Raw genomic sequence first — 12,511 nt, 5'->3', positions numbered from 1 at the left:
CAACCATTTCCCCCTCAACTTTCTTGATCATGTTGAGGGACGCATCTTTCACTTCGTTCATCCACACCCGAGGCGCTGGGCACACCCCCGCATACGCCGGCTGCCATGAAACGGAGGCGACGCTTTTGACTAATTCGTCCCATTGCTTCTTGAACAGGCGCGCGGTTTCCGCCAACGGCGCTTTGATGACTTGATGGTAGATCGTCTGGAAGATCGTCTTCATGGTATCATCGCACACGACATGTTTCACTTTCGCAAGAGTGGAGGCGGCATCGATCGCCTTGGCCCCCTTGATCGCCGCTTTTCCGGCGACGCCGGCTCCTTTAGCCGGAGGTACAATCGATAACAGCAACATCCCGCCCGCCAGCAGCCGATCCCCGATCGACAGGCGCTCCCCAGTGACCGGATCGTACTCGCCGAATAGTCGTTGCACGTCGTACCATCCGAGAAACTCCAACCCCAATTCCTTCATATTGTCGGCGAGCGTTTGGTCCGCTTGGCGCATCGCGGCGGCGGTGCGATACAGAAGTTCTTCGGCTTCGTTCAGTTTGTCTTCATAACGCTTCAGCCAATGAACGAGTTCATCCCTCAGCTCTTCGATCGCGGGTGTGCTGACGCCCGGGAGATTCATCACAAGGGAGGAGAGCTCCCACGATAACGTCGTCCGTGCCCGTTGGCACGCATCTTCCGCTTCGGGAATATGTCCGGCGACCGTTTCCAACTCATCCGGTTTCAACCGAATCATGTGATTACAACTCCTCTATCATTCGACGAAGACGGGCGATTTCCCTGCTGATTTCATCGATCAATTCATCCGCCGTCGCCTCAATCCGCGCCTCGATTTGCTTTAAATCGGCATAGACCCACTCATACGCTTCCCGCGCCTCCCCTTGCCAGTACGGAATAGATTCATCGTTGGCGCGATAAAAGCCGCGAATGCCACCTTGAAATTCTTCCATCGCTTCATGCACTTGCCCTTGGTAAGATTGCAAAATGGCCATCGCTGCTTCGTAAGCCCTCCGCTTCATTTCCTTTTCAATCGACTCTACCATCGATGACACTTGGATTCCCCCCCCGTTAAAATGGCGAAATAATAGCTCATACTAGCCGTTCCTGCTGTTTCAAATAAAAACTTTACATCGTCCCTCCATTGAACCCTTTCTTTAAATATACTTAAGGGTTAGCGGACAAATTGTTTCATCCGTGGAACGATAATCACAAAAATCGCCGTAATCAGCCCGAAAACGAGAACTCCAAACAGCCAGAGCAAACTCGATGAATCCGCCGCTTCCTCCTCATTCAATGCGGGTCGAGACGAGGAGGTCAGCTCCTTCGCTGACGAAAACAGCTTTAGCTTTTCTGCTTTCGTCGCGATCGTATTCGTTTCCCATTCCGGCGATAAAAACAACTGCGCTTTTGTCCGCTCAAAAGCGGAAGGCGCCGGTCGCTGAAATGTCAACGGCAACTGTTCTTTCGGCAGCTCTTTTTTCTCGTTTAAAAGCGACTGCTCGCGAATATAGTCCGTACGCAATTCAATTTGTTGCTTCTCATATCGGTTCGGTTCCACCGCCGGCCATTCCTCCGCTTCCACGCCCTTTCCCTCTGTCACTAAAAACAATAGGATAAGAAGGAAAGGGAGCCATCCCCCCCTACCCTTCATGTGTCTCCGCCTCCTTTGGTTGGATGAGGCGATGTTTCAAAAACGGAATGGCCGCCATCAATAATGAAACGACTCCGATCGGTATCACGGCTGAATAAAAACTTTGTTGGTCGCCGTATTGAATCGATATATACGTTTTCGCAATCGGATGCTCGAAATGAAAGTTGGGCAGCACTAAATCGAGCAATGGGGTAATGAAGAAAAGCACAAGCCCAACTCCAAGGATCCAACCGGTAAACGGTCCGATCCAAAATGCCAATCGAACGATTGCAGAACAGAAGAATAACAAAACGATCGTCAGCACACTCCACTTGATGGCTCGAACCTCTTGCATTGGATAAATTTTCAGGCTATAGATATTGATGATTAACCCCACTACTACATTCATCATGAGCAATAGAGCAAGCTGCAACATAAAAGGACTATTAGAATAATAATGAAGGAAGAAGCCGATGAGCATGCCACATAGCAAGACGATGATCAATACTACGACCGGCGGTGTGTACGTCGCTTGTTCCTCCGGCAAATCGCCGCTTATTTGCACAGGGTTTGTTAAATAATCATAAACATAGCCGTTCGCCTGCTGGTCAACCATCGTGTTGTTTAAAAGGCGATAGACGTCGTTTCGAATTTGCTTTGTCGTATTCACATTGGCCGTCCATTTGCCGTTTAATTCGTCCGCTTTCGCCTGAACCGACCCTACTTTTTGATGCAGTTCATTCGTATAATCGGCAATGCGGTCTTGACCTTCCGCAATTGAGGCAATAAGGTTAGAAATTTGGCGCACATCTTGCATCGTGTTTTGCTGCATCGTGATGACAAATTCTCCGTCGCTTCCTCGCCAAACCAATTCAGCTTGTTCTCCCTCGTTTACCGCCTCTTGTAGTTGCGTTGTCACTTCGCTCATCACATCACTGAGTTCCTGCAGCTGACCTATGATCATCTCTTGCATGTTTTGTACGTTCTCATCGTATGCTTGTATATATCCAAGCGTTGTCTCTATAAAGGATTCCGTCCTCTCTTCAGCTGCTTCCGCCTCTTTTAATGAAGACGCTAAGTGTTGTTGCAGCTCGTAAAAATAAGGCGCTTCGCTCTGCACATCTGATAGCATTTGGAAAATGGCATCTCTTTGATTCCAATTCATCAAGAGCTGATCGACCAATTCTTCGTCAAAGTGGGTAGTTTGTTGCACGGCTTCATCAAACATCGACAACCATGCAAAGTAGTCTAGAAGATCCGCTACATTTCGAGTTTGAATCAACGCTGCAAAATGCGAAGCCAATACTTGTTTACGGCTTTCCGGCAACGCCGGCGACGCAAGAACCGTCTGTTCCTTCTCCTTGATTTGCTGCACTATATCGTCTATGGAGTTGACTTCGCCTTCGGTTGATGGCTCGTTCAGCTGCTTGGCGAGTTGCTCGTATTTTTGCTGCCATTGCTGCTGCAAAGCGAGTTGTTGTTGCCACGTTTGTTCCGCTTTTTGTATTTCCGCTTCAAGGTGGCTGATCGAACCTTCTATATTATTCCATATTTCTTGCGGACTCTGCGGTTTTGCCGCTTGCCATTGTGTTTTCAAGGTTGCAAATTGTTGCTGCAACGCTTCCAATAGCTTCGCATCGACTGGTGGCGGCGCTTCAATTGGTGCCGGGTGCTTTGCGCCTGCTTGTTCCGAAGAAGGCGATTGTAGCTTTTGCCGAAGCGCAATGAGCTGTTGCTGCAATTGATCAAGCGTCCGATTGTTGACCTCTTTTTGATACTGACGAACGAAGTCTTTTTGCCATGCCAGCAACTGCTGGAATTGTTCATAAGCTGTTGATTGTTTCAGTTGTTCATTGAAGTTCAGTAGTGATGTGTGGCTTTTGGCTACCGTGTCTCGCAAAGTTGTGATTGATTCGAGCAAATTTTGCCCTTGATATTGAAAATCCGGCTTCACTTTCCATGGCTGCCCGAGCATTGTAGCTATTCGTTCGTTAAACGTTTTTTTGTATTCATCAATTCCCTCTTGCAGAAGCACACTTTGCCGCTGCTGATATTCCTTATATTGACGAACACTGTCAATAAAAGCGGCGACTTCCGCTTCCGCCTCCTCCAACCCTTGCAAAGTGCCAGCTGAAGAATCTTTGGCGTTGTTCGATACCTCGAGCAGTTGCTGTAACATCCCTTTTTGTCTTTTGATCTCTTCAGCAAGTTTGGCTGAGCCAGGGGTATAAAAAGCGTACATTGTCTTCTGGAACGCGATTTCCTTTTCTAAGATGTCGTTGAATTTCTTCCGAATCGCCCCTATCTCTTGCGCTACGTAGCTCCAATAAAGGGTCGACATTTTCTGGTTCATCATGGTTTTGGCTGCTTCGAGTTCTCTTTGCACCCGCTCTCTGTTTTTCGCATCCAAATTCGGCTGAATTTTATACTGCACGGTTGCTTTTAACGGCTGCTTGTCAGTAAACGATAAAATGTTTTGAGAAAAATCAGAAGGCACATACACGACTGCGTCGTATTCGTTGTTTTTCAGCCCATTCTCCGCTTGGCTGCGGCTCACCACCGACCAGCGATAGCTCGAACGGTCGGCAAGGGCGGGAACGATCTCCTTGCCGAAAGAATACGTTTTTCGATCGTATTCCGCCCCGATATCTTCGTTCACGACCGCAATGTGATTGGTCGCCTTTTCTGTTGTTTTCAATGGGTTTTGGCCAATGAAAATAAAGAACAGCACGGGAAGGCTGATTATGAAGATGATCAATCCGATCAATTTCGCGGTTTTCCACTTTCCATTCATGTCCGTTCTCACCTGATCCCCTTATTCGACTTTTGGGATTTGGATCTTTTGGTCTTTTCCGCCGACGACAAAATAGCCAAATCCCGGTTCAATTTCTTGTTCGTTTCTTGTAAAAGGCAATGCAAACAAGCTTTGCTCAGATTTTTTTGTTACGAGAATAGCTTGGCGAATTTGCTTCAGCTCCCCTGTCAAGGCATCAAAACCCTTTACAAACTCACCGGCGTTTCCGGCAACAAAAACATGAAATCCAAGATGACTGTACTGTTTCATCATGTTGGCAATCCGGCTTTGCATGATGCTGTCGGTCTCTTGTTGAAGGCGCAAGAGACTGTCGGCGATCAAGGCAATCGGCGGCCATGCGTGTGCTGCCGTACGGCCTTCGTTTACCGCTTTAATATACGCACTCTCCCGTTTTTGCAGCACAGCATTCGCTTCGTTCAGCCACTGCGTTAGTTTCTCTTTTGCTTCCATATAGGTGACGCCGTCCCGGTTCGCGTAGGCAGCGAGTCCCCGATCAATTCCATCCAACAAGCCGATGCTTTCCGGCTCTTGGACAAGCAAAGCCTCTAAAATGACCTTTACAACGTTTGTTTTTCCTTTTCTTGATTGTCCGACAATCAAGCAGTGCGGATCAGTCCGGATGTTGATCGCCACTGGTCGGACCGTCTGCTCATCAAGTCCGATATGAATGAGTCCTGATGCCTGGTTTTTAACATACGTGTTTGTAAAGACGGCGAAAGGCAACCGCGGCGGAAGCATTGGAATCGGTTCTGGCTTCGGTATGTGTTGATATGCTTCTTTTAATCTTTCAATTTCTCGTTTGACATTTTCGAGCACTTCAATGTCGTCTTCGCCGTCAGCCGGAAGATACATTTGCGTTAAGGCTGCATGCTCTTTTTTCACGAGCGCCCTGCCCGGAATCGGCTCGACCTCATACGGCGTTCGCCCAATCAACGAAAATTTTTCAGAGCTGTCAATAAAGTAATGAACAATTTTCGTTTTTAAATTGTTCGTGAGCGGGGGACGAATTCCGTTCACTCTCGTCGCCGTCAATATTACGAAAATTCCGAGCGATTGTCCGTCTCGCGCATATTGAATCAACTGCGTTTCAAAGTCAGGCATTTCCTCTTTTACAACATCAAAATTGTCAAGCGCCACTATAATAACGGGGAGCTTTTCTTCCGACAGCGCATTATATAATTTAATCGAACTTACTTCTTTTTCCATAAATCGCTGTTTACGCCGCTCCATTTCCTCTTTCATAAATTTGATAAACTTTTCCATTTTCTTTTCATCGTCCAACCGGAAGTAGTCGGCTGTATGCGGCAACTGACGCAGCGGCAATAACGCGCTGTTTCCGAAATCAAAAATGTAATAATGAAGCTGCGCTGGGCTGTATGCGGCCGCAAAGCTTAGAAGCAGCGTCATCGCCGTCGTCGATTTCCCGTATCCTGCCGAACCGAAAATGCCGATATTTCCGTCTTCGATCCATTGATACAAATAATCGGATTGACTTTGCAGTTCGGGCTCGTCTTTTAAGCCGATCGGAAAAGCGGCGGCCTCCGCTGTCACTGACGCCGGGCGCGCCAAGCGAGGCGCAAGCGGCGGAAGCCACGGGCTTGGCAATTTTTCAATGTTGAATTGTTTTTGCGTTTCAATGATTTGCTCGACTACCATTTCAATTTCTGTTTTTGGCTTTTGACGGCTTCGTTTCCGATCGGCCGCCACATTCGACACCGGCACAAGACCTAAATCGGTCACGATATGAATTTCGTCCTCGGCCTCGACTCCCTCTTCCGCATACGGCGCGCCGCTCCATGCGGATTGAAACAGCTCGTATACTTCGTTATTTCCGACTTGCAAATAAGCTCTTCCTGGCACTGTGATCGCTGCGGCATCACCATTTTTCAAAATTTCTTTGCTGTCGTTTGCATCTTGCATTTTTAAGCTGATGCGGAAGCGGGCGTTGCTCCAAATTTGCTCATCGATAACGCCTCGCGGCTTTTGCGTTGCTAAAATAAGATGAACACCCAAGCTGCGGCCGATGCGGGCGGCGCTCACTAATTCGCGAATAAAGTCCGGCTCTTCGCTTTTCAATTCCGCAAACTCATCGGCGATTAAAAATAAGTGCGGCAAAGGCTGTTCCGCCTTTCCTTGTTTGTACAGTTCCATGTAGTCGTTAATATGGTTGACTTCATAGCGGTCAAAAAGGCGCTGCCGTTTTTTCAGTTCGCTGTTAATGGACGCGAGCGCCCGGGCGCTGAAGTTTTTGCTCCCATGAATGTTCGTAATCGTGCCGAGCAAATGCGGAATGTTCTTAAACGGCTGCGCCATGCCGCCTCCTTTGTAGTCGATGATTAAAAAGGCGACTTCATGCGGGTGGAAATGCACGGCTAATGATAAAATGTACGTTTGCAGCAGTTCACTTTTTCCCGATCCCGTCGTTCCGGCGACCAACCCGTGCGGCCCGTGCGCTTTTTCGTGCAAATTTAACTCAACGACATCTTTCCGCCCCTTTAATCCGATCGGCACGGCAAGCGAGCGGGACGTTTGGCGCGATAACCAGTTTTGTGCGATCTTCAGTTCGTTCACACGGCGCGCTTGCATCATTTCTAAAAATGTCACCTTTTCTGGAATCGAGTTATTCATGCCTTTTTGATGATCCAATGAGCGAAGCATTCGCGCAAATGATTCATTTCCTTCCGCTGAATGCTCATCCAGCTGAAACGGAATATGCGCCGCCTTCCGATGCTGAATGACAATCTCTCCTTCCCGCTCGTTAATGTATTGCACGAGCGTATGAACGTTTTCCGTTAAGCTCTCTTTCGTCTCTGAAGCAAAAATAACAGAAATGCCAATGTCCTCGTTTTTTTCTTCCAAATACTCTAAAATCACGTGTTCCGCGATTAACGAACGGTCAGCCACGATAAATACAAAATGAGGGGAGAACCGTTTTTTGTCTTTTTCTTCATCCAAGTCGCGCTCCCGCAGCATCTCGTATATGGACGACAACAATTGGTCGCGCGTCTGCTCGTTGTAAACAAGCCCTTTGGCGAACGAATTCGGCAATTGAAAGTGCGGAAGCCATTTCATCCATTCCCACTGCTTATAATCGTTCTCTGAAAAAATCGCCACAAACCGCACATCGTGGTAGCTGTGGAAAAAAGCGATTTGGCCCACCAACTGCTCGATTTCGCCGTTCACAATGGATCGTTTCCCGACCATTCCGATCGCTCCGCGTGATGCATCAATCGGAAGCGGCACATGTTTAACGGTTTGATATACCCGGGCCATGCGCTGGGCCTGCTCCAACAAATCATCCATTTCCCGGTTCGCCAGATCGCCCATATTCACTGACACTTCATATGCGGCCGGCACGTCGGCCGTTCCGATTCGCACATGAAGGAAATCGGCGCTCTCCGCCGTCCGCTCCCAAATGCGGCTGTTCACTTGCATGACGAACGATTTCATCTGCTCAAAGGATGGAAAATGATAATATAATACGTTTCTCTGTTTCTCGGACAACGCCTGAAGTTGTTCTCGCTTTTGTTCCAAGTAGTTCGTATAAATGCGCTGGCGCTTTTCTTTTCTCGTTTTGCGCGTCTTTTTTTCCCGCCTATATTGCGCCGTTGATGTCACGATCGTCGTCGCAAACATGACAAGTGAAATCAGAATGAAAATGCCCCGCGGCTGAATGAGCGCCACCGCCCCCATTACCAGCAGCATCATAAGCGGCGGCAATACCATCAGCCATAAGCCGCGCGGGTCGCTGTCCCCGTCTTGACTTGGAAATGAAATGCTCACTTTTTCTCTGGGCAACTCATAAATCATACGCGGCGTCCGACGGTATATCGGATATTTTTTCTTCATTTCAGAAAGAGGGGGCATCGTTTCGGTCAACGATGAAACCACCTCTTCGCTGCTCGTCACCGCCAGCAAATCATCTTCGATCAAAACAAACTGCATATATGGGCATAAGAGCACATCGCCGTTTCGCAACGGCGCCGCATCGGCTAGCTGCACCCCGTTTAAAAACAATCGGGCATTGCCGGGAAGAACGACCCATTTCCCTTGATGCTTTCGCAACGAAAAGCAAGCATTCGCTGTCTGAATGTCTGCTTGAGGATCATTGGCGACAAGCACCTCGCTTTGTTGTCCGACATAATAAATCGATTTCCTATGTTCTGTGCTCCAGGCGATTGTCATTTGCCTCTCATCGACGTTAACCGTAATGGAACACCCTAGCTTTAGCTCACCGATCTGCCGGTCCCCTTGTAGAACGGCGAGCGTCGAGCCGTCCGATTTCTTTTCGATCTGGATATATCCGTCGCGAAATGAAAATGCTGAAACAGTCACGTGATGCTCTAACTGATTGCCGATGACAATGGTCTTCTCTTCGTTTGTCAACGAAAATCGTTGACAATATGTTTCATACAAAATCCATAGTTGACTCATACAATCCTCTCCTACAATGTCCACAGCTGCGCATTTCTATTTTTTAGATTCTTGATGGTTGATAGCAGGCGATTCATGAGACGATGGCGTCGTCTCGCCAGATAAATTAGTCGCTGGCGTTGAAGCCGGCAGCTGCTCTCCCCTTGTTCGTTCTTCCTCCAGTGAAGTTTCCGTCTCTTTTCTTTCTCTCTCGTATTCTTCAATTTCTTGGTCAATGTCCTCCAATTTTCGCTGCTTTTCGGCTCCTGACAACTCTGTATCTCCTTTCATTTGCTCGCGGTATTTTAATAGAGCGTACACGATCAAATCCCGGTCCTCCATCGTCCGCGCCAATTCAAGCGCTTCCTCGTTTTGGCCGCGTCCGATGTAAATCCAATACAACATATATGGTTCATCTGTTTTAAGGGTAATATTGTTCAATACCGTTTCACGCTGCTTTTCGGTGAGAGATTCCGTCATGACATAAGAAAAGGCAAGTTCGTACTGAATGACATACGGCATATCTTCAGGCGCATAATCTTCCAAGGCGGTAATGACATCGCTATATTTATTTTGCAAAAACCATTCTGTACCTTGGATATATGCCTCTTGCTTCGGCTGCGCAAGAAAGAACGAATAAAGCACATAGATGATCGCAGGAATTAACAGTCCGATGGCAGAAAAAAATATGTATCTTTGCGCGTTCCATCTTTTTTTGGAAATGTGCACTTGTGACCGTTCTTTTTCCTCTTCTTCATCAGCCCATTTCTCCAAAAACGCTAACAACGCATCAAAATGATCGGCTTGCCATAATTCTTTCGCCATCGGCGAACATTTCAACGTTTCATGAAACTTCAAGTATTCGTCAAATCGATATTCACCTTCCGTCAGAGCGAGCACTGTCGCTTTCACTTCACGAAGAAGGCGCTCGTCATCCCACTCATCAGGTGGCAAGCTTTCCTTCACACCCACATGGAGAAAAAAAGGCTCCAACGCCCGGTTAAACACAAGATTTTCTGGACAGACGATAAGAATCAACCGGCGAGCCGAATGATGCTTCACCTTAGAGACGAGCTGAAGAGCAGCTCTGATGCGAGAGAGCAGCGACATTTTCTTCACCGCCGCAAACGGCAAAAACGATGAAGGTGGTTGAATCACCATTCTTACTTCATCTTCAGATACGTCAATGTCCCGTTTGATGCAAGGATCCGCTTCCTTGACAATCTCTAGTTCTAGCGGATGCTGCATTTTCAGCTTGGCACGCTGAAAGACGAGCACATACGGTTGATCGCCAGTCATAACGGCGTCTACCTGTATTTCCAAATACGTCCTTTTTTCGTTCATAAGCAAAAATGCCCCTTATCTCTTTGTCGATGTTACAAAACTACAATGCGGTCCCCGTTGGTAATACCGCTCGCCTGCAGTGTCGCGCAGCCAGGGAAGACTGCCTGCTTATTTTCAACACGCACCCAGCAGCCTTCTCGCGGTGGCGTCGATATATTTTTTATCTGCCAAACAATCTCTACTATCTTTTTAATTGAATACAAGTCGGATAAGCGGAGGTCTAGTGTATCTTGTGTATAATAGCGAAGGTCAACCGTAACTTGGATATACATAGCTGTCAATCCTCCGATTCTATACATGCTCACATAAAAAATGAACTTCCCTGTTGCCAACAGCCCTTCTCCTATCTGTTCAATGTTTACATAATCTTAGGAGTAATGGCCGTGACAGTTAAGGTTTCAAGATGGACAGCATGGAATGTTGTATTTAGCATGCATACAGAAAAAAGCGCCATAATCTTTTGTAAGATTTGTAGCGCTTTTTTCCGAATGTCTCTTTATCCGCGAATTTGGCTGGCAATTTGCTGATCGGTTTCTTCCAAAATCGTAGCGGAATTGTGCAATTGCTGTGCCACTTCGTTTAATAGAACCGCCATTTTTTCGAATGATGGACGCAACTCTTGATATTGTTGGATAAATGCTTCACTCGAAGCACCTTCCCAAATCCCTTGAAGCATATGGCTCATTTGATCCAATCTTGCAATTAGTTCGGTGACATTCGAACTCTCGACATTATATTGCCTAGCAACACCACGCAACTCCTCCGGTGTAAGACGAATCACACCTGCCATTTTTCAGTCCTCCTTTAACGGGATCTCTTCTCTTCAATTTTAAACAAGAAAATCATGATTGATCAACAACATAAATACATTTATATAAAAATGAGTATTTTATACCACATTTTATCAACAAAAATCTGTACTTTTTTCATATCCATGTCAACAAAACCTTCTGAAAATAAAAAAACAGCGACTATAGACCTATGTCGCTAGGCTCTAAACAGTTATCTAAAAGCACTTTTGCGTTTCTTTCATTATCCCTGAGAAGTTTTATCCCTTTATTTCTCGTACGATCACATCGTAATACAAAGTAATGTTCTGTCCCCTCATATCGTTGATCATATTCGTATAACGCAGGGCCGCTGTTTTCATGCTATATTGATACATCTCATTCTGCCATTCGTTCTGCCTTTGATATTGGTCGATCACTTTATTGGTTTTATCAGCAATTTTCCCCTGCATGTCCTTCATGGCATCACGGACTACTTGCACTAAATCCCTGTCGCACTCCTTCATTCGATCCAACAGTTGAATAAACCCTTTCGCTTTGTACACCAAATCTTGTTCGATGTCAAACTGGTAAACTATATTCAATTGTCCCATGCCTAACATCCCTCTTTACTCATATCTCAAATCAAAGATATTAGCGATCTGCTCCTCTTTTTCAACCAACTGTTCAACCGATTGTTTGATGGAAGCGATGAGCTCTCTCCCTTTGGCCATCTCCCCTTCGTAGTACGCCAACATTCCTTCAAACCCATCGGCAATCATTGGGTCCAGCGGCGGAATCGACTCGTGCACCTCAATCCGGCGCAGTACGTATACTTGTTGCGCGTCATAGGTAAAAGATCCCAACAAATGCTGGTAGGCGCTCGGGTTTTGTTCCATGTCTTCAATGTTTCTCATGAGGTCCCGCTTTCGCCTCTCAAAATCTTCGACATACTCTTGCACATAAAGTTGTTTCATCTCGCGCAGCACCGCCTCTTTTTCCTCCATGATCCGCATCCCTTTCTGGTACATGCGCACCGCCAATGACAAGTTCAGGCGGATCTCTTCCGTCCCAACCCGTTGGATCAGAATCATATTCCCGTCCTCATCATACGCTCTCCCTTTCGACCGAGCGAGGGCGTTGATCACTTCATGCAGCGAATGCGCCTGGATGCTCGTGATCGCTGCCTGCCGTACCGAGGACGCCTGTTGGTTGATCGCTTGAAGCCGCGCGATGAGATCCGTAATATAGTGTTGAATGGCTTGGAATGTCGTCCATAGCTTCATCCAAACGAACGGATCACTCCAGGCGAAAGGACCTCTGAGCACCAACCAAACCCCGTCGTCCCGCAGGTCGTGCAGACGCTGCTCGAGCGCATCGACATCTTGCTCGATCTTGTTCCCTTCTTGCCAAATGGCCTCTTTTTGTTCTAGGGTCAGAAAGCCGGCATCGACGAACGCTTGCAGAATCGTCTCTTTCTGTCGCTGCCATATCTTGATATGTTTGAACAATTCGGGAATTTTCTCTTTCATC

9 protein-coding genes and 1 pseudogene are annotated in these 12,511 nt (G+C 47.1%); all 10 read right to left on the bottom strand.

The window, feature by feature from the left end; translation table 11 throughout:
• Positions 1-745: pre-toxin TG domain-containing protein (locus tag B4113_RS20430; protein ID WP_235597973.1), on the bottom strand; the 745-nt coding region annotated here is incomplete at its 3' end.
• 4 nt (positions 746-749) lie between these two features.
• Positions 750-1,061, bottom strand: a complete 312-nt coding sequence (locus B4113_RS07735) for a hypothetical protein (protein ID WP_033017773.1) — start codon at positions 1,059-1,061, stop codon at positions 750-752.
• Positions 1,062-1,180: 119 nt separating this feature from the next.
• Positions 1,181-1,660, bottom strand: a complete 480-nt coding sequence (gene essA, locus B4113_RS07730; protein WP_033017771.1) for a type VII secretion protein EssA — start codon at positions 1,658-1,660, stop codon at positions 1,181-1,183.
• The gene (esaA, locus tag B4113_RS07725; protein WP_033017770.1) at positions 1,650-4,433 is read right to left on the bottom strand and encodes a type VII secretion protein EsaA; all 2,784 of its coding nucleotides are present in this window, start codon (positions 4,431-4,433) and stop codon (positions 1,650-1,652) included. The genes essA and esaA overlap by 11 nt, the downstream gene beginning before the upstream one ends.
• Before the next feature lie 21 nt (positions 4,434-4,454).
• Positions 4,455-8,888: a type VII secretion protein EssC gene (essC, locus tag B4113_RS07720; protein WP_033843095.1), complete on the bottom strand. Its 4,434-nt coding sequence runs from the start codon at positions 8,886-8,888 to the stop codon at positions 4,455-4,457.
• Between the two features lie 36 nt (positions 8,889-8,924).
• Positions 8,925-10,211, bottom strand: coding sequence for a type VII secretion protein EssB (essB, locus tag B4113_RS07715; protein WP_061912392.1), 1,287 nt, complete (start codon positions 10,209-10,211; stop codon positions 8,925-8,927).
• Between the two features lie 32 nt (positions 10,212-10,243).
• Positions 10,244-10,483 carry an EsaB/YukD family protein gene (locus tag B4113_RS07710; protein ID WP_033021730.1) on the bottom strand — a complete coding sequence of 80 codons (240 nt, stop codon included), beginning with the start codon at positions 10,481-10,483 and terminating at the stop codon, positions 10,244-10,246.
• Positions 10,484-10,707: 224 nt separating this feature from the next.
• Positions 10,708-11,001, bottom strand: coding sequence for a WXG100 family type VII secretion target (locus B4113_RS07705; protein WP_033021724.1), 294 nt, complete (start codon positions 10,999-11,001; stop codon positions 10,708-10,710).
• A gap of 258 nt (positions 11,002-11,259) precedes the next feature.
• Entirely contained in the window at positions 11,260-11,592 is a 333-nt protein-coding gene (locus B4113_RS07700; RefSeq protein ID WP_061912391.1) for a hypothetical protein, read from the bottom strand.
• 15 nt (positions 11,593-11,607) lie between these two features.
• A pseudogene (locus B4113_RS20425) lies at positions 11,608-12,511 on the bottom strand (flagellar protein FlgN); the annotation flags it as partial.

This window comes from Geobacillus sp. B4113_201601, assembly GCF_001587475.1.
Lineage (GTDB): Bacteria > Bacillota > Bacilli > Bacillales > Anoxybacillaceae > Geobacillus > Geobacillus icigianus.
This window is presented reverse-complemented; position numbering and strand designations above follow the sequence as displayed.